The organism is Gordonia sp. J1A (assembly GCF_055393515.1).
Map to the genome: position 1 here is coordinate 691,177 of NZ_AP041607.1, position 19,254 is coordinate 710,430.

Annotated in this window: 11 protein-coding genes and 1 tRNA gene; 8 read left to right on the top strand and 4 right to left on the bottom strand. The window is 69.1% G+C overall.

Translation table 11 applies throughout. The features are described 5' to 3' along the window. Positions 1–71: 71 nt before the first annotated feature. Positions 72–4,139, bottom strand: coding sequence for a bifunctional nitrate reductase/sulfite reductase flavoprotein subunit alpha (locus ACZ5QD_RS03195; RefSeq protein WP_006896602.1), 4,068 nt, complete (start codon positions 4,137–4,139; stop codon positions 72–74). Between the two features lie 114 nt (positions 4,140–4,253). Between ACZ5QD_RS03195 and ACZ5QD_RS03200 the strand changes: the two genes are divergently transcribed. The 3 genes from ACZ5QD_RS03200 to ACZ5QD_RS03210 are packed head-to-tail and all read left to right on the top strand — an operon-like array spanning position 4,254 to position 7,353. Further along, entirely contained in the window at positions 4,254–5,387 is a 1,134-nt protein-coding gene (locus ACZ5QD_RS03200; RefSeq protein ID WP_039867527.1) for a thiolase family protein, read from the top strand. Continuing rightward, positions 5,384–6,187 (top strand): crotonase/enoyl-CoA hydratase family protein, encoded by an 804-nt coding sequence (locus tag ACZ5QD_RS03205; protein WP_101841592.1) that lies wholly within the window; start codon positions 5,384–5,386, stop codon positions 6,185–6,187. Before ACZ5QD_RS03200 ends, ACZ5QD_RS03205 begins: the two co-directional genes overlap by 4 nt. A 5-nt stretch (positions 6,188–6,192) precedes the next feature. After that, positions 6,193–7,353, top strand: coding sequence for an FAD-dependent monooxygenase (locus ACZ5QD_RS03210; RefSeq protein ID WP_006896605.1), 1,161 nt, complete (start codon positions 6,193–6,195; stop codon positions 7,351–7,353). A 24-nt stretch (positions 7,354–7,377) separates the two neighbouring features. Here the strand turns inward: ACZ5QD_RS03210 and ACZ5QD_RS03215 are convergent, their stop codons facing one another. Beyond that, positions 7,378–7,893: a hypothetical protein gene (locus ACZ5QD_RS03215; protein ID WP_006896606.1), complete on the bottom strand. Its 516-nt coding sequence runs from the start codon at positions 7,891–7,893 to the stop codon at positions 7,378–7,380. Positions 7,894–8,183: 290 nt separating this feature from the next. Between ACZ5QD_RS03215 and ACZ5QD_RS03220 the strand changes: the two genes are divergently transcribed. Continuing rightward, positions 8,184–9,074, top strand: a complete 891-nt coding sequence (locus ACZ5QD_RS03220) for a DUF222 domain-containing protein (protein WP_006896607.1) — start codon at positions 8,184–8,186, stop codon at positions 9,072–9,074. After that, positions 9,071–9,682 carry an HNH endonuclease signature motif containing protein gene (locus tag ACZ5QD_RS03225; RefSeq protein ID WP_006896608.1) on the top strand — a complete coding sequence of 204 codons (612 nt, stop codon included), beginning with the start codon at positions 9,071–9,073 and terminating at the stop codon, positions 9,680–9,682. The genes ACZ5QD_RS03220 and ACZ5QD_RS03225 overlap by 4 nt, the downstream gene beginning before the upstream one ends. Positions 9,683–9,791: 109 nt before the next feature. Here the strand turns inward: ACZ5QD_RS03225 and ACZ5QD_RS03230 are convergent. Beyond that, positions 9,792–9,865 (bottom strand) — tRNA-Arg (locus tag ACZ5QD_RS03230). Between the two features lie 60 nt (positions 9,866–9,925). Between ACZ5QD_RS03230 and ACZ5QD_RS03235 the strand changes: the two genes are divergently transcribed. After that, positions 9,926–12,019, top strand: coding sequence for a bifunctional copper resistance protein CopD/cytochrome c oxidase assembly protein (locus ACZ5QD_RS03235; protein WP_006896609.1), 2,094 nt, complete (start codon positions 9,926–9,928; stop codon positions 12,017–12,019). A 30-nt stretch (positions 12,020–12,049) separates the two neighbouring features. Here the strand turns inward: ACZ5QD_RS03235 and ACZ5QD_RS03240 are convergent, their stop codons facing one another. Beyond that, complete coding sequence (locus ACZ5QD_RS03240; protein WP_006896610.1) at positions 12,050–12,451, bottom strand: TIGR02611 family protein; 402 nt, start codon at positions 12,449–12,451, stop codon at positions 12,050–12,052. Positions 12,452–12,772: 321 nt separating this feature from the next. Between ACZ5QD_RS03240 and ettA the strand changes: the two genes are divergently transcribed. Beyond that, positions 12,773–14,449, top strand: coding sequence for an energy-dependent translational throttle protein EttA (gene ettA, locus ACZ5QD_RS03245; RefSeq protein ID WP_006896611.1), 1,677 nt, complete (start codon positions 12,773–12,775; stop codon positions 14,447–14,449). 206 nt (positions 14,450–14,655) lie between these two features. After that, positions 14,656–19,254 carry an NAD-glutamate dehydrogenase gene (locus tag ACZ5QD_RS03250; RefSeq protein WP_006896612.1) on the top strand — a complete coding sequence of 1,533 codons (4,599 nt, stop codon included), beginning with the start codon at positions 14,656–14,658 and terminating at the stop codon, positions 19,252–19,254.

Below are 19,254 nucleotides of genomic sequence, written 5' to 3' on the forward strand. Positions count from 1 at the left end.
CGGTCAGATGACGAGTCCCGCACCGGGTTTCGAGCATGTTTCGAGTCGGGGGGGGCGACGGGGGTGCGGCTTCAGTACACGTCGCGGACGTACCGGCCTTCGGCGGAGAGCGCCCGCAGATAGTTCTCGGCGCCGGACGGCGCGAGACGCCCGTGTTCGGCCACGATCTGCTTGAGGGTGTCGTCCACGTCGCGCGCCATGTGCTTGGCGTCGCCGCAGACGTAGACGTGCGCGCCGCGCCGCAGCCACTCCCAGATCTCCGGGGCGCGCTCGCGCATCAGATGCTGGACGTACACCTTCTCCGGCTGGTCGCGCGAGAAGGCGGTGTCCAGTCGCGTGAGGACCCCGGCCTCCCGGAACCCGGCGAGCTCGTCTTCGTAGTAGAACTCGGTGGCGCGGTGGCGTTCACCGAAGAAGATCCAGTTGTCGCCGGCGGCCCCGGACGCGGCCCGCTCGTGCAGGAAGGCCCGGAACGGAGCGATTCCGGTTCCGGGACCGATCATGATCGCCGGAGCCTCCGGGTCGACGGGCGGGCCGAACTTCTTGTTGGGCGTGATGAAGATGCGCGCGAGGTCGGCGGGGCCGCGATCGGCCAGGAATCCCGAGCACACGCCCCGGCGCGGCGCGGACTCGTCGCCGAACCGCACCACCGAGACGGTGGCCTCCACCCGTTCCGGGTGCGCGGACGGACTGGAGGAGATGGAGTAGAGGCGGGGGCGCAGCCGTCGGCACACCGAGAGCCACTGCGCCGCGGTGGCCGAGACCGGATGAGTGGCCAGTAGGTCCACCGACTGGCGGTTCCACGCCCAGTCGGCGAAGCCGGCCGGATCGTCGAGGAGGGCGCGCAGTTCGGAGTCGCCCGTCCGCTCGGCGACGAAGGCGACCAGATCGCGGGAGCAGTCGGCGATCTCGTAGTCCTCGGTGAGCGCCTGCCGGAGCGGGACGGGGGCGCCGTCGACGGTCACCGCCTCCGCGCCGTCGAGCCCCGTGCGCGCGAGCCATTCGTCGACCAGCGTCTCGCTGTTGCGCGGCCACACGCCGAGGGCGTCTCCGGCGGTGTACTCGAGGGAGCCCGGCGGCAGATGAAACGCGATGCGGCGCACCTCCTTCGCTGTACCCGTCGTCAAGACTGCGTTCTCCAGCACGCGCGCGGTGAACGGGTTCTTCCGTGAATAGCCCGGAGCCGGAGGGGATTCGGCGCAGGTCCGGGAGTCGGCAGCGGTGTCGGGGTCGTCCGGCGAGGCCGGTGAGTCCAGCACGGCGACCACCCCGGCGAGCCATGCGGCGGCCGCGGTGTCGTAGTCGGGCTCGCAGTATCCGGCGGGCGCGATCCGCTGCGCGTCCAGCGTCGCCAGCCGTGCGTCCAGTTTGCGGGCGAAACCGCAGAAATCCGCATACGACGAGTCGCCGAACCCGAGAACTGAGAAGCGCAGTCCGTCCACGTCTTGCGCGCACGCGCCGGCGAGCGCGTCCCACAGTCCGACGGCGGCATCCGGTGCGTCGCCGTCACCGGTGGTCGAGACGATGAACAGGACGTCGCCGACCAGGTCGCCGAGTCCGGTGCGTTCGGCGCTCGCATCGATCACGTCGAAGCCGGCGTCGCGCAATGCGCCGGCGCATTGCGCCGCGTACTCCTCCGCGGTGCCGGTCTGCGACGCCCATACGAGCCGGATTCTGCGCGCCGGTGAATCGACGACGGACGCGGATCCGGGTCCCGTCATCGGAACCCGGGAGAAGTATCCGGCCAGCACTCCGTCGACCCAGATCCGGGCCGGCTCCGAGAGCGGCGCCTGTGACGGGACCGTCGGAACCGCGTCGCGGGGCGGATTGGCGGTCAGGCCGCGCAGCAGACCCGCCAGATAGCCGCGCTCGGTCTCGGTCAGCACGGGCTCGCCGGCGTCGACGCGCAGGGCGACGGCCAGCGACGACGATTCGGTCGCGGTCGGATCGGCGGCGGTCGGATCGGCGGTGGTCATGGGCGGCTCCTGGTTATCGGGCACCGGTCCGGAGAGCCGGGTGAGCGCCACGGCGCACGCCTTGAACTCCGGTTGCAGCGAATCGGGGTCGACGGCATCGGTGGTCACGGCGTTCACCGCGAGCATCTCGCCGAAGGCGTCGGACCAGTGCATGGGGACGAAGCAGACGCCGGCGCTCACCGCGTCGTCGACGCGCGCGGGTACCCGTACCGCGCCGCGGCGGGATCGCACCTCCACCATGTCTCCGTCGCCGATACCCGCCGGGCGTGCGTCGTCGGGATGGATCTGCACGAAGGAGCCGGGGTCGAGCCGGCAGAGTTTCGCGACCCGGCCGGTCTTCGTCATGGTGTGCCACTGGTGCGCCAGCCGACCGGTGGTCAGGACCATCGGATAGTCGTCGTCGGGGAGTTCGGCGGGCGGCATGTGCGGGCGGGCGAGGAACCGCGCGCGCCGGTCCGGGGTGGGGAAGAGGGGACCGGGCTCGGCCGGGTCGTCGCTGAGGTAGCGGATCGGATTGCGCGCCGGTCCGCCCGGCGCCGCCGGCCACTGAACGGGTCCTTCGCGCAGCCTCGCGTAGTCGACGCCGCGGAGGTCCCAGCCGGTCCGCGGATTGTGGAAGCCGCGGATCTCGTCGAACACGGCCGCCGCGTCGGCGTGCGAGAACCCGTCGCGGAAGCCCATGCCGCGGGCGATCTGGGAGATCAGCTCCCAGTCGGCCCGCGCCTGGCCCGGCGGCGCTACGGCGGGGGAGGTGAGACTGATGCTGCGTTCGGAGTTCACCATCGTCCCCTGCGCTTCGGTCCACAGTGCGGCGGGCAGCACGATGTCGGCGTATTCGCAGGTCTCGGTTCCGGTGAAGGCCTCCTGGACCACGACGAAGTCCGCGCGCCGGAGGGCCTGCACGACGGTCGAGCGGTTCGCCACCGAGGCCACCGGATTGGTGCAGATGATCCACGCGGCGCGGATGCGGCCATCGGCCATCGCCTCGAACATGTCGACGGTGCCGCCGCCCGGATCGGTGCTCAGCGTCCCCGGTTCGAGACCCCAGGCTGCCTCCACGTCGGCGCGGTCGCCGGCATCGAGCGCGCTGCGCTGCCCGGGCAGGCCCGGACCCATGTAGCCCATCTCGCGACCGCCCATCGCATTGGGCTGCCCGGTCAGCGAGAACGGGCCGGATCCCGTCCGGCAGATGGTTCCGGTGGCGAGATGGAGGTTGCAGACGGCATTGGTGTTCCACGTCCCGTGCGTCGACTGATTGAGCCCCATCGTCCACAGGGTCATCCAGTTCTCGGCGCCGGCGAGGATGCGGGCCGTCTCCCGCAGGGCGTCCTCGTCGACGCCGGTGAGTTCGGCGACTCGTTCGGGCGGGTAGTCGTCGAGCATCGCGGCGAGCGCGTCCCACCCCCGCGTGTGCGCGGCCACGAACTCCTCGTCCAGCCCGCCTTCGTCGACGATGAGCCGCAGCAGGCCGTTGAGCAGTGCGAGATCGGTGCCCGGCCGGACCGGGAGATGGATGTGCGCTTTGCTGGCCGTGGCGGTCCGCCGCGGATCGACCACGATCAGCCGGGCGCCCGCGGCCACCCGGTCGAGGAGGCGCAGGAACAGGATCGGGTGGCAGTCGGCCATATTGGAACCGATCACCAGGAAGGCGTCGGCGTGGTCGATGTCGTCGTAGCTGCCGGGCGGTCCGTCGGCACCGAGCGACTGCTTGTAGCCGGTCCCCGCACTCGCCATGCACAGCCGGGAGTTCGATTCGATCTGGTTGGTGCCGAGGAAGCCTTTGACCAGCTTGTTCGCCAGATACTGTGCTTCGAGTGACATCTGGCCGGAGACGTACACCGCGATGGATTCGGGGCCGTGGCGGTCACGGATCCGTGTCAGTCGGCGGGCGGTCTCGGCGATCGCGTCGTCCACGTCGGCGGGTCGGGCGTCACCGTCGCGCCGCTCCCGGATCAGAGCGGTGGTGAGTCGTCCGGGGGCGCGCAGCATGTCGGCGGTGGTGGCGCCCTTGGTGCACAGCCTGCCCCGATTGGCCGGATGGCTCTTGGTGCCCCGCGCCCCGGTGACGGCCCCGTCCGCGACGTCGAGGGTCAGTCCGCAACCCACGCCGCAGTAACCGCACACGGTGTCGACGGCAGTGGGAGCCAGCGGTTCCAGGGACATGCCAGTCACGGTTCCGTGGAACTGTTTCGGCGCGTGCAGAGCGGCGTTACAGCCAGGTCAACTATCGGGACGCCTCCTTCCCAACCGAGCGCTTGTTAGGGTATGAAGGACGGCATGCGAGATGCAGTGATTGTCGATGCCGTCCGTACTCCGATCGGTAAGCGGAACGGCGGCCTGTCCGAGATCCATCCCGGCGACCTGAGCGCGCACGTGCTGTCGGCGCTGGCCGACCGCGTGGGTTTCGATCCCGCCGGCGTGGACGACGTGATCTGGGGGTGCGTCAGCCAGGTCGGCGACCAGGCGGGCAGCATCGGCCGGGTCGGCGTGCTGGCCGCGGGCTGGCCCGAGTCCGTTCCGGCGACCGTCGTCGACCGTCGGTGCGGCTCGAGTCAGCAGTCGGTGCATTTCGCCGCCGCCGGCGTGATCGCCGGACAGTACGACATCGCCGTCGCCGGTGGCGTGGAGTCCATGTCGCGCGTACCGATGGGTGCCGCACGCGGTGACGGTGCTCCCTATCCGGCGTCCGTGCTCGACCGATACGGCGTGGACGGCTTCAACCAGGGCCTCGGCGCCGAGATGATGGCCAAGCGCTGGAACTTCAGCAGGCAGCAGCTCGACGAGTACTCGGCCCGCTCGCACGAGCGCACCGCCGCCGCGCAGGACGCAGGCGCCTTCGATGCGCAGATCGCTCCGATCCCGGACGGCCTCGCCGTCGACGAGGGGTTGCGCCGCGGCACCACGGCGGAGAAGCTCGGCGGGCTCAAGACCCCGTTCGACCCCGAGGGCGTCATCACCGCGGGCAACGCCTCGCAGATCTCCGACGGTGCCGGCGCCCTGCTGGTGACGACCAGCGAGATCGCCGCGGCCAACGGCTGGCGGCCGATGGCGCGGGTGCACACCGCGACCCTCGCCGGCGACGACCCGGTCATCATGCTCACCGGACCGATCGCCGCCACCGCCAAGGCGCTGGAACGCTCGGGACTGGCGGTGTCCGACATCGGCGCCTATGAGGTGAACGAGGCCTTCGCGCCGGTCCCGATGGCCTGGCAGGCCGAGATCGGTGCCTCCGACGACGTCCTCAATCCGGTCGGCGGTGCCATCTCGGTGGGCCACCCGCTCGGCGGGTCGGGCGCGATTCTGATGACCCGGCTCGTCCACCACATGCGCGACAACGGGATCCAGTACGGTCTGCAGACCATGTGCGAAGCTGGAGGTATGGCGAACGCAACGATTCTGGAACTTCTGTGAGCGGCGACGTGCTGCTGGTCGAGCGCGACGGCGACGTCGTGACCTGGACCGTCAATCGACCCGAGACCCGCAATGCCATCTCCGAGGACGACGCCATCGATGCACTCGTCGATGCGGCGACGGCGGTGAACCGGGACCAGTCGGTCCGGGCGGTGATCCTCACCGGCGCCGGTTCGGCCTTCTCGGCCGGCGGCAACGTCAAAGACATGGCGGCCGCGGCGGGTCTGTTCGGCGGGGCTCCGCACCAGCAGCGCGTCGGTTATCGCGAGGGCATCCAGCGGATACCGCGCGCGATGTACGCGCTCGAGGTGCCGGTGATCGCGGCCGTCAACGGCCCCGCGGTGGGCGCCGGGTGCGATCTGGCGCTGATGTGCGACATCCGGATCGCCTCGAACACGGCCTTCTTCGCCGAGAGCTTCGTGAAGCTCGGGCTGATCCCCGGCGACGGCGGCGCGTGGCTGCTGCCCCGGGCGATCGGGCCGGCGCGGGCCGCAGAAATGGCACTGACCGGCGATCGCGTCGACGCCGCGACGGCGCTCGAGTGGGGCATCGTCTCGCGCGTCGTCGAACCGGCCGATCTGTTGCCGACCGCTCGTGAGATCGCGTCGCGGATCGCCGCGAACCCACCGGTGGCGGTGCGCATGACCAAGAAGCTCCTGCGGGAGTCCTCGCAGCAGACCCTCGACCAGCTACTCGAGCTCTCGGCGACCATGCAGGCGGTGGCGCACCACACCGAGGACCATCGGGAGGCCGTCGCCGCGTTCCTCGAGAAGCGGCCCGGACGGTTCACCGGGGTGTAGTCGCCGTGCGGGTGGTCGTCGTGGGTGCGGGCATCGCCGGGTTGACCGCTGCCGCGGCCCTGGTCCGCGACGGACATGACGTGGTCGTTCTCGAATCTCGACGGCAGTCGACCGGCGGCGCGGGCATCAGTCTCTGGCCGAACGCGCTGGCAGCACTGGACTGGATCGGCCTCGGCGACGCGGTCCGGTCGCAGTCGGCACGCGTGGGCGGCGGAGCACTGAGGTGGCGAGACGGAACGTGGATCCGGAAGCCTCCGCCGGGCGCGCTCGCCGCGGCGGCCGGCGAGGAACTCGCCGTCATTCTGCGGGGAACGCTGCACGAGGTGCTCGCCAGTGCGCTGCCCACCGACTCCGTGCGCACCGGTGTCGCCGTGCAGACCGTGCGCACCGTGGGCCGCGAGGCAGTCGTGACCCTGGCCGACGGTGCTCAGATGCGAGCCGATCTCGTCGTCGGCGCGGACGGAACGCATTCCCGTATCGCCCGCGGTTTCAACGACCGTCTGTCGAGCAGGTACGCCGGGTACACCGCGTGGCGTGGCGTGGCCGACATCTCGATCGATCCCGATCTCGCGGGCGAGATGATCGGCCCGCGGTCGCAGTTCGGCGCGGTGCCGCTTCCGGCCGGGCGGACGTACTGGTTCGCCACGGCACAGGCCCCGGAGGCCGCGGTCTTCGACGACGAGCGCGCCGAGGTCGCTCGCGTCGGCAGAGGCTGGCCGGAGCCGGTCGACGCGGTGATCGCAGCGACGCCGTCTTCGGCGCTGATGCGACACGACCTGTACGACCGGCCCGTCGCACGCCGGTGGCACGACGGTCGTGCGGTGATCATCGGCGACGCTGCTCACCCGATGCGTCCGCATCTGGGGCAGGGCGGATGTCAGGCGATCGAAGACTCCGTCGTACTGGCGGCCGCTCTCCGCACGAGTGCGGGTCCGGAGGATGCACTGCAGCTCTTCCATGACGTGAGGCGTCGCCGAGTGCGGCGGGTGGTCCGTGAATCACAGATGATCGGCCGCATTGTGAATGCGCCGCAAACCCTGTTCTGGGGCCGCGTCATTCGGGTAAGTCGAATTCTTCCGGATCGCATCCTCCTGCGCCATTTGTGCGATATCGCGGGCCGTGACGCATTCACGAGGCAATTGGCGCCAGTGCGTTCTGCTCGATGACTCGACGGCCGCCTGAACTCCGCCTCACCCGATCATGACGTCGCCGTGGAACATGTTCGGAGTCGCGCCCGGCGCGCAACCGTGGAACGACGAGGTCGCCATCGGACCCATCACCCCGACTTCGTTCATCATCCCGCTGCCCTTGCGGACGGAGATCTTCACCGCGTACGCGCCGCTGAGCTGGGCGGGGACGATGTTGGGGGAGGTCTCGGTGATCGGGTAGACGAGCGAGGCGGTGTCGCCGTGTGTCCAGATGCACGTCACCGGGCCCTTCACCTGGAACGGAGTCTTGTGCATACCGTCCATGATCGTCGCGACGTAGGTCCCGTGGGTCTTGCCGTCCATGTCGCGTGCACCTTGCGCCTCGATGTTCAGCAGGTGGACGCCGGGGGCGATCATCAAGTCGCCGTCGATCGCGAGTTTCGCCGGATCGGTCATGTGCGGTGCGGCAGCGGCCATGCCGGGCGCCGCGGCGGCGCCGAGCAGGGAGAGGGCGCCGATTCCGGCCACCGTCGCCGTCCGAACGATTCGATTGTTCATGTCGGTATCTCCTTTGACTGCATGCATCTGACGACGAATACGACGCTACGCCGAAGTCGTCGTTGTGAGAACAGCTGAATGCTGTCGCAAACGAAAGGAAGTCACCGAATTTCGCGGTGGCACCGGATTCGTCGGAAATGCGCGTGAATCTCGGGTGTGAGTGACTGTTCTCGAGCGGAGGGGCGAGCGTCGACGAGAGTCTAAGAATATCGAATTACACTATTGCCATATGAGATTCAATCACATAATATGGGTACATACGTTCGATATGTGTTGCAGGGGAGGCGGACATGACGAACCCGAGCATCGACGCTGCGGGGGTGGGTGGCGTCGACACGTCTGACGCTGCCGCACAGGATCTCGCCGACATCACCGCGGTCGCGGAGATCGCCCGTCAGGAGTCCCACCTTGCGTGGTTGCGGCTCGGGCACCTGTATGCGATGCAGCGGCGTCGTGCCGCGGGCTCGGCCGGTGACGTCGAGTCCGCACGACTGCTGGCCGATGCCACCGCCATCGTGGGCGCTGAGGCCGCTATCGTGCAGGCGGTCTCGAAGGACACCGGTATCCGACAGGTCACCCTCGCCGTCGAAGCCTCCGAACGTCTGCCGCAGACCGCACGCCTGCTCCGCGACGGAGTCATCAGCGCACGTGCATTCGGCGCCATCGTCCTGCAGTGCGGCGCGGTCACCGACGCCGCGCTGATGGCAGCCATCGACGCCGAGATCGCTCAGGACCTCCGCGGGCACGGCGCTGTGTCGATGAGTGTGGCCGAGCAGACCGCGCGCCGGTTCGTCGCCGAGTACGACGCCGACGGGGTGCGCGACAAACGCCGCGCCAACACGCCCGGCGTCACCATCGCCCACGACGTCGACCAGTCCGCCCTCACCGTCGCCACCCGCGCGGAGGACGTGACTCTGATGGACAAGGCCACCAGGGCGCGCGCCGCCCGGGTGTGCGAGGCGGACTCCCGCACCGTCGGCCAGCGGCGCGCCGATGTGGTCGTCGCCGCCGTACTCGGCACCCGGTTCGGCTGCGACTGCGGCCGCGATGACTGCCGGCACGTGCGGCCGAGGAAGAGGTCCGGGCGCAGTTCGCCAAGATCGTCGTGCACGTCGTCGTCGACGCGTCCACATTGTCCGGCGGCGGGGACAAGGCCGCCTATCTCGACGGTTTCGGCGTGATCGACGCACATCACGCGAGGGAGATCGCCGCTCGCGCGGATGCGACGGTGCGGCCGCTCGACATCGCAGGCTTGGCCGAGCAGACCGCGCAGGCAGGCAACCCGTACCGCCCGACCGCTGCCTGCGACGCCGCCGTCCGCGCCGTGCACGGCACCTGCTCGGTGCCCGGCTGCAACCGGTCAGCGTGGGCGTGCGATCTCGATCATGTCTGCGAGTACAACCATGCCCAGCCGGCAGCTGGCGGGCAGACCTGCCCGTGCAACTTGAATCCGAAGTGTCGTTTCCATCATCTGATCAAGACCTACGCCGACGGCTGGCTGGATGATCAAGTCGTCGATGCGAATGGCGTGATCTGGACCGAGACCACCACGCCGTCGGGCTACACCGTCCGGGCCCGCGCCAGGAACCACTGGCTCCTGCCCGACCTCGGTTCGGTGCCGTGCCTGCACGGCGCACCCGTCGCGCCCGGATTCGTCGACACGACGACGCAGCCGGGACGGTCACGGACCCGTACTCAGGCCAAACACGCGTACCGAATGCGGCTCCGGTCGCAGCGCCGCTGCGGTGAGAGTCCTGTCCTCGACAGTCCGGGCGAACCGCCCTTCTGAGTCGGTCCCGGACTCACCGTCGCCACCGGTGAGATTCCGGCCACGTCCCTCTCGTCGGGACGAGGCTCCACCTCGTCGTGCGGCGAACCAGCGTCTCTGCAGGTCAAAGCGCCCCCAGCAGGACTCGAACCTGCGACCTAGAGATTAGAAGGCTCTTGCTCTATCCATCTGAGCTATGGAGGCTTGCCGGCCCTCGACAGGTGCCGGCGAAGGACTACTATATCCCGTCCTACAGTGGACACCATGACAGTGACGTCCGCCGGGCCGGCGGAGCAACCAGTGCGCGATCGGCTGACCGACCCGTCGGGGGTGCGGTCGGTCCTCATCGCGCTGCTGGCAGTCGTCGGATCGATCGCCGCGGTCATCGTGACCGCGGCGTCGGCGGCGACGGCGTTGCAACTGACCGGTGTGCCCGATCCGGGGTGGCTCACCACCTACGGGATGCCGGTGATGACGGTGATCGGCCAGCTCAGCGCCGCCATCGGTCTCGGCTGCGTGGTGTTCGCCGCCTTCTTCGTGCCCTCGCAGGACAACGGGGCGCTCGACGTCGGCGGCTTCCGCGCCATGCGCTGGGCGGCCACGTCGATGACTGTCTGGGCGGTGTGCGCCTTGGCGATGATCCCGCTGTCGATCTCCGACGTCAGTGGCTCACCGCTCTCCGAGACCCTCGTCCCGAAGAACCTGATGACCGCCTACGGGGTGGTCGCCGACGGCCGCTACTGGCTGTGGACCGCGATCTTCGCCGTGCTTGCGGCGGTGGTGGCGCGGGTGGCGATGCGCTGGGGATGGACGTTCCTCGCGATGGCGCTGGCGCTGCTGTCGCTCATGCCGTCGGCGCTGCTGGGGCATTCGTCGGCCGGCGGTGCGCACGATCTCGCGACCAACAGCTTGATCCTGCACATCGTGGCGGCCGCCCTATGGATGGGTGGGCTGATGGCCGTCCTGGCGTATGCGTTCGGTGACGGCCGGTGGCGGACGCTCGCCGTGGCCCGTTACTCGCGGGTGGCGTTCTGGTGTCTGCTGGTGGTGGCGCTCAGCGGCATCATCAACGCGCTGGTCCGCATGTCCCTGGGGGATCTGCTCACGACCACCTACGGTCTGGTGGCCGTCGGAAAGTTCGTCGCGGTGGTCCTCGCCGGACTACTCGGCGGCCTGCACCGCAAGGTCACGATCGACGAACTCGCAGCCACCGACGAGCCGCGCAAGTCGCTGTTCGTGCGGTTCGCCGTCGTCGAACTGGTGGTGTTCGCGGTCGCCTTCGGCCTCGGCGCCGGGCTGTCGCGCACGCCGCCGCCGGTGTTGGGGACGGCGAACGTCTCGCCGATGGAGTTGAAGATCGGATACGACCTCGACGGTCCGCCGACCTTCACGAAACTGTTCGTCGACTGGCGCTTCGACCTCATCTTCGGCACCTTCGCGATCGTCGCGGCCATCGTCTACCTGCGGGGCGTGTACCGGCTGCACAAACGCGGAGACAAGTGGCCGGTGGGCCGGACGGTGTCGTGGCTGCTCGGCTGCGCGGCGCTGTTGATCGCGACCTCATCGGGTTTCGGCCGGTACGCGCCGGCGATGTTCAGCATCCACATGATGAGCCACATGATGCTGTCGATGCTGGTCCCCGTACTGCTGGTCCTCGGCGGCCCGGTGACGTTGGCGCTGCGCGCGATCCCGCCCGCCGGACGCGGCAACCCGCCCGGGCCGCGTGAATGGATCCTCACCGCGATCCACAGCCCGTACTCGCGCTTCATCACCAATCCGTTCATCGTGGTCACACTCTTCGTCGGCAGCTTCTACGTGCTGTATCTGGGCGGACTGTTCGACGCGGTGGTCGAGAACCACTCCGCGCACCTGCTGATGAATCTGCACTTCCTGGTCAGCGGGTATCTGTTCTACTGGCTCGTGATCGGGATCGATCCCGCACCGCGGCAGATCAGTCCGGTGGCCAAGCTCGGCGTCGTGTGGGGATCGCTGCCGTTCCACGCCTTCTTCGGCGTCGCGCTGATGATGACCGGCTCGATCATCGCTGAAACCTACTACCGCTCGCTGCAGCACCCGTGGAATTTCGACATGGCGGCCGATCAGCGGATGGGCGGTGGCATCGCATGGGCGACCGGTGAGTTCCCGCTGGTGGTGGTGATGCTGGCACTGCTGATCCAGTGGCACCGGCAGGACGATCGCGCGGCCCGCAGGTTCGACCGCAAGGAGGAGCGGGACGACGACGCCGAGTTGGAGAGCTACAACCAGATGCTGCGGCGGATGAACGCCCCGGCACCCGTGTCCGCCGAGGCCGAGACGGGAGCCGAGGATCTCGCAGCGCAGGGCGACGGCGAGAGATAACCGCCGCGGCCGGGCCCGCCCGGCGGGCGGCTATGCGATCGCGAGTTGGAGTTGGCCGAGCTGAAGCGCACGCTGATGCTCGATCCAGCTGCGGAAATACACCAGGCCCGAGTGGTAGTCGAGGTGTCCGGCGGTCCACGTGCGCGCGGCGTGTGCCACGTCGGCGGTCATCTCGCCCGCCTTGTGGAGCAGTCTGCGCATGAACGAGGTCACGCGGTGCGCCCATTCGAACTCGGTGGACAGGACGCCGAGGCCGAGGAAGAAGGTCACCCAGCCGGGGCCCGGGATCGGCAAGGGGATCATCACCAGGCCGGCGAGCACCAGAAGTGTGCCGACGAAGCCGACGCCGATGCGGTAGAAGCGGTTGAGGACCGGTTGCTGACGGATCGCATAGCGTCGTCGCCGGTGCCAGATCTTCAACCGGAGTCGCATCGTGGACAGATCCCCTCGTCGTCGTAGCGGTTACCCACAGGTAACGGGTGGCCCCGCAGGGCGGTTCCCAGTGTGACACACCACACTGTGGATCGTCAGGTGCGCAGCCGTGTGTCACGTATTCGACCCACGGCCCGGGGCACGCATCGCCGCGGCGGCCGGGTACCGCGGCCGTCCGGAATCGGCCCGCGCCGGGACCGATAGGATGGACCACAGAACCATGCGCCGGCGCAGAGGCGTTCGGCCAGCATGTCCGAAGAGCAGTCATTTTCAGAGCAATCATTTCGTCGCAGCGAAGGCTGCAGGCAGGAGCTGTAACCGGTGGCCGGTGAGTTCATTTACACGATGAAGAAGGTGCGCAAGGCGCACGGCGACAAGGTGATCCTCGACGACGTCACCATGAGCTTCTACCCCGGAGCCAAGATCGGTGTCGTCGGTCCCAACGGCGCGGGCAAGTCGTCGATCCTGAAGATCATGGCCGGGCTCGACCAGCCCAGCAACGGCGAGGCCTTCCTCGATCCGGAGGCCACCGTCGGCATCCTCCTGCAGGAGCCGCCTCTCAACGAGGAGAAGACGGTCAAGGAGAACGTCGAGGAGGGCATGGGCGAGATCAAGGTGAAGCTCGACCGCTTCAACGAGATCGCCGAGCTCCTGGCCACCGATTACTCCGACGAGCTGATGGAGGAGATGGGCAAGCTCCAGGAGGAGCTCGACAACGCCGACGCCTGGGACCTCGACTCGCAGCTGGAGCAGGCGATGGACGCCCTGCGGTGCCCGCCGCCGGACTCTCCGGTCACGAACCTCTCGGGCGGTGAACGCCGACGGGTGGCGCTCTGCAAGCTCCTGCTCCAGAAGCCCGACCTGCTGCTCCTCGACGAGCCGACCAACCACCTCGACGCAGAGAGCGTGCTGTGGCTGGAGCAGTTCCTGGCGAACTACCCGGGCGCCGTGCTCGCCGTGACGCACGACCGCTACTTCCTCGACCACGTCGCTCAGTGGATCTGCGAGGTGGACCGCGGCAAGCTGCACGGCTACGAGGGCAACTACTCGGCCTACCTGGAGAAGAAGGCCGAGCGCCTCGAGGTCCAGGGCAAGAAGGACCAGAAGCTGCAGAAGCGCCTCAAAGAGGAGCTCGCGTGGGTCCGCTCGGGCGCCAAGGCCCGCCAGACCAAGAACAAGGCCCGCCTGGCCCGCTACGAGGAGATGGCGGCCGAAGCCGAGAAGCACCGCAAGCTCGACTTCGAGGAGATCCAGATCCCGACCCCGCCGCGGCTGGGCAACGTGGTGGTCGAGGTGAGTCACCTGGACAAGGGCTTCGACGGTCGCGTGCTGATCAAGGACCTCTCGTTCACTCTGCCCCGCAACGGCATCGTCGGCGTGATCGGCCCCAACGGCGTCGGCAAGACGACCCTGTTCAAGACGATCGTCGGGCTGGAGCAGCCGGACTCGGGCGAGGTGAAGGTCGGCGAGACCGTCAAGCTCAGCTACGTCGATCAGGGTCGCTCGAACATCGATCCGAAGAAGACGGTGTGGGAGGTGGTCTCCGACGGTCTCGACTACATCGAGGTGGGCCAGAACGAGATGCCTTCGCGCGCCTACGTCAGCGCCTTCGGCTTCAAGGGCGCCGATCAGCAGAAGCCGTCCGAGGTCCTCTCGGGCGGTGAGCGCAACCGGCTGAACCTGGCGCTGACCCTGAAAGAGGGCGGCAACCTGATCCTGCTGGACGAGCCGACCAACGACCTCGACGTCGAGACTCTCAGCTCGCTGGAGAACGCGCTGCAGGAGTTCCCCGGCTGCGCCGTCGTGATCTCCCACGACCGCTGGTTCCTGGACCGGACCTGTACCCACATCCTGGCGTGGGAGGGCAACGTCTCCGAGGGCCAGTGGTTCTGGTTCGAGGGCAACTTCGAAGCCTACGAGGCCAACAAGGTGGAGCGTCTCGGTGCCGACGCGGCCCGCCCGCATCGCGTGACGCACCGTCGCCTCACTCGCGACTGAACGGTCCGCCGCCGAACCGCGGCACCGAACCCGAACAGAGCCGATCCGGAACGTCCGGATCGGCTCTGTCGCTCTCGCGCGGGATCCGAACACGCGGCGCCACGGCGCGGTAACGTACGAGCCGTACGACGCTAGCAAGGTGGATCCCCGGCCGCCGGTCGGCTCGTGTTGCGCTCTGCCTTGGTCCACTAGGGAGGCAGATCAGAGTGACCGTCCCATTCGCTACGGAGTTCGCGGCCTACTATTTTCCCGATTTCTCCGACGGCGCCGCCGTCGCGTCGTCGGCCTGGGACCGCCTCGAGCGTCATCTGCGCCTCGGCGAGGTCCGTGAGCCGGGGGAGACCGCGGTCGCGACCACCGATCTGCCGGACGGATCGATCCAGATTCAGATCGTCGCCGACGACGCCCCGCTGCTCGTCGAATCGACGCTGGCGGTGCTGGACAGCCGTGGTCTGACGATCGTCGCGAACGACCATCCGGTGCTCGCCGTCCGCCGCGATGACCAGGGGCGGATCGTCGGCCTCGACGATGTGGTCGTGGTCGGCGGCGACGAGGCGGGAGCCGAGTCGTGGATCAGCGTCACCACAGCCCCCGCGTCCGGCGTCGACGGTGACGAACTGTGCGCCGATGTCGGCGCGGCACTCACCCGGGCACAGGCGGTGCACGCCGACGCCGCCCAGATCCATCGACGGCTGCTGAGCTTCGCGGACGCGTTGAGCGCGGACGACGAGGACGCGGACCTGCTGAGCTGGTTCGCCACCCGCGACAACTTCCTGCCCGTGGGCGCCCGCACCGCCGGCGGGCACGCGGAGAACGGCCTCGGGGTGTGGCGCGATCCGGACACCGACCGGCCGGAGCCGGTGGCGGGCGAGGAGCCGGTCGGCGTCGACCAGGTGTATCTGCCGACCGGTCTGCTCCGCAGCCGCTTTCCGATCATGGTGCGCGTCCGACTGGACGGCGTCGAGCACCAGGTGGTCGGCACCATCACCTCGATCGGCCTGTACCAGTCGGTGCGGTCGGTGCCCGGAGTCCGCGGCCGGGTGGCCGATGTCCTGCGTGGACTGGGTCTGAGCGAGGACTCCTACAGCGGACTGGCGGCGCTGGAACTGCTGCAGACGTATCCGCTCGCGGACCTGATGGCCGGCGACAGTGCCGAGCTCACCCGCCGGATCGGCGAACTCCTCGAGGCCCAGACCTCGCGCAATCCGCGGTTCTACGCCAGGACCGGTCCCGCTCGCGGTTTCGCGAGTGTGCTCATCTTCATTCCCCGCGAGACGTACTCGACCGCGGTGCGGTCGAGGGTTGTCACGTTGCTCGAGGAGGAACTCGGCGGCAGCCGTACTGAGTTCCTGACCCGCCTCTCGCACTCGCCGCTGGCCCAGCTGCAGGTGCTGATGCGCACCGATCCCGAGGCGCGGCACCGGGTCGACGACCGCCTGCTCGACCGGTTGAACGAGGCGGTCCGCTCGTGGCCGGACCGGGTGCGCGCGGTGCGGGAGGCCGACCCGGAGGTCGCCCGGCTGCTCGGCACCGTCAGCGAACGCTACCGGGACGAGCGGGATCCGCAGGATGCGGCCGTCGACCTGCCGATCGCGGCGGGCCTGGCCCCCGGCGGACTGCACGTCAGACTCGACCGGACCGATCCGGAGGCCTGGCGGTTCGTCCTCTACCTCGCCGACCAGCGTGCCGCGTTGACGCAGATCCTCCCGATGCTCCAGAGCCTGGGCCTGACCGTCCTCGACGAGCATCCGCACGTGGTGGACCGCCCGGACGGGGTGCAGGTGGCCGTCTACGACTTCACGGTCCGGCCCGCGCCGCACGTCGACGTCGCCGAGGCCGGCGACGTGGACGCGCGGATCGCCGAGGCGTTCTCCGACATGTGGCTCGGCGTCACGGAGGTGGATGCGCTCGGCGAGTTGGTGCTGCGCGCGGGGCTGACGTCCCGGACGGTGGCGATGATCCGCGCGTATGCCCGCTACCTCAATCAGTGCGGCGTCGGATTCGCGATGACCCACGTGGCCGCGGTCCTCGGCAACCATCGCGGTGTCACCAACGGGCTCGTGGAGTTGTTCGAGGCCAGTTTCGATCCGGACGGCGCGGAACCCGGACGGCGCGACCGTGCGCTCGAGGATCTGCGCGCGCGCATCGCGGAGATCCTGAGCTTGGACGCGGACCGAGTGGTGAGCGCGCTCGCATCGGCGGTCGAGGCCACCCTGCGGACCAACTTCTACGCAGACTCCGGCGACCCGGCGGCCGGCATCGGACCGACGATCGCGATGAAGCTCGACACCGGCGCGATCCCGCAGGCCCCGCAGCCGAGGCCGAAGTTCGAGATCTACGTGTACTCACCCAGGGTGGAGGGGGTGCATCTGCGGTTCGGCGATGTGGCGCGCGGGGGACTCCGCTGGTCGGACCGTCGTGAGGACTTCCGCACCGAGATCCTGGGGCTGGTGAAGGCGCAGGCGGTCAAGAACGCGGTGATCGTGCCGGTCGGCGCCAAGGGCGGTTTCGTCCTCCGTCACCCCCCGGTGGCGACCGGCGACGCGGCCGTCGATCAATCGGCTCTGCGGGAGGAGGGAATCGCTTGCTACCGGGCGTTCATCGCGGCCCTGCTGCAGATCACCGACAACCTCGATCCGGCCACCGGCCGGGTGCGGCCGCCGGCGCGCGTCCTCCGGCGCGACGCCGACGATCCGTACCTGGTGGTCGCCGCAGACAAGGGCACGGCCAGCTTCTCCGACATCGCGAACGAGGTCGCCGACCACTACGGTTTTTGGCTCGCCGACGCGTTCGCCTCGGGCGGCTCGGTCGGCTACGACCACAAGGCCATGGGCATCACGGCCCGTGGAGCGTGGGAGTCGGTCAAGAGACACTTCCGCGAAATGGGAGTCGACACGCAGACCCAGGACTTCACCGTGGTCGGCATCGGCGACATGAGCGGTGACGTCTTCGGCAACGGCATGCTGCTCTCGCGGCACATCCGGCTGGTGGCGGCCTTCGACCACCGGCACATCTTCATCGACCCGGATCCCGTGGCCGCGACCTCCTACGCCGAGCGGGCCAGACTCTTCGCACTGCCGCGGTCGACCTGGGACGACTACGACCGCAGCCTGATCTCCGCAGGCGGCGGCGTGTGGTCACGCGAACAGAAGTCGATCGACGTCACACCGCAGATGCGGGACGCCCTCGGGCTCGACGACGCCGTGGAGAGGATGTCGCCGCCCGACCTGATCCGCGCAGTGCTCCTCGCGCCGGTCGACCTGCTGTTCAACGGCGGCATCGGGACGTACGTGAAGGCGTCGGACGAGGCCGACGCGGAAGTGGGAGACAAGGCCAACGACCCGATCCGGGTCACCGGCGGGCAGCTCCGGGTCCGGGTGGTCGGCGAGGGAGGCAATCTCGGCGTCACCCAGCGCGGCCGGATCGAGGCCGATCTGGCGGGAGTGCGCATCAACAGCGACGCCCTGGACAACTCGGCGGGTGTCGACTGCTCCGACCGCGAGGTCAACATCAAGGTGCTGTTGGGCTCGCAGATCTCGGCGGGCGTGCTGGACGCCGACGACCGCAACGACCTGCTGTTGTCGATGACCGACGATGTCGCCGAACTGGTCCTCGCGGACAACATCGACCAGAACGCCGAACTCGGTCTCGCGCGCGACACCGCGGGAGAGGACGTGGAACTGCACGCGCGGATGCTCGCCCACCTCGCGTCGACCGGCGTCGATCTGGAACTCGAGGCCCTCCCGACTCCGGAGCAACTGCGCAGACGCCGCGCGGGCGATCTCCAGCGCGGACTCACCAGCCCCGAGCTGGCGACGATGATGGCCCATGTGAAGCTCGACGCCAAGAGCAGGCTGCTGGAGTCGGGTCTGCCGGACAACGACATGTTCGACGCGCTGGCGTCGGGCTACTTCCCCGAACCCCTGCGCGCCAGGTTCGCCGCGGGAATCCGGACTCACCGTCTCCGGCGGGAGATCGTCACCACGGTGCTGGTCAACAGGATCGTCGCCGACGGAGGCATGACACACCTGTACGCGCTGGGGGAGACCTCCGGAACCGAAGTCGAGGATGCGACGCGTGCGACGGTGGTGGCGATGCGGGTGTTCGGTGCCGCCGCGCTGCTGGAGGAACTGAGGACCGAGCAGGTCTCCGCCACGACGGTCGACGACGCGACCCGCCGGATCCGCAACCTGCTCGCGGCGGGGTCGCGCTGGTTTCTCGCGCACCGTCCGCAACCGCTCGCGATCGCCGCCGAGACCACCCGGTACGCGCAGGTCGCGGATCTGGGAGGACGCCTGGACGAATGGCTCACCGGTACGGCCGAGCGCTCGGTGCGGGAACGGGCCGCGGCCCTCGCCGACAGCGGCGTCCGGCCCGCACTGGCGCAGGCGGTGGCGATCAGTCCCTACCGGCTGCAACTGCTCGACGTGCTCGACATCGCCGAGATCTCCGACCGCTCGCCCGACGAGGTGGGCGAGCTGCTGTTCGCGGTGGTCGAGCGGTTCGGGATCGACGAGCTGGTCTCCCAGATCGCCGAACTCGGGCACGCCGACCGGTGGACCCAGCTGGCACGGTTGTCGTTGCGCGACGAGGTGTTCGCGGTGCTGCGCTCGCTGACGCGTGCGATCCTGACGATGTCCGAGCCCGAGGAGCCGGCCGCCCAGAAGATCTCGGACTGGTCGCAGGCGAGGTCGGCGATGATCGCGCGGACCGAGTCGACACTCGCCGATCTGGCCGCCACCGGCCGGTGGGACCTCGCCACCCTGTCGGTGGCGGTGCGCTCGTTGCGTAGTGTGGTCGGCTAG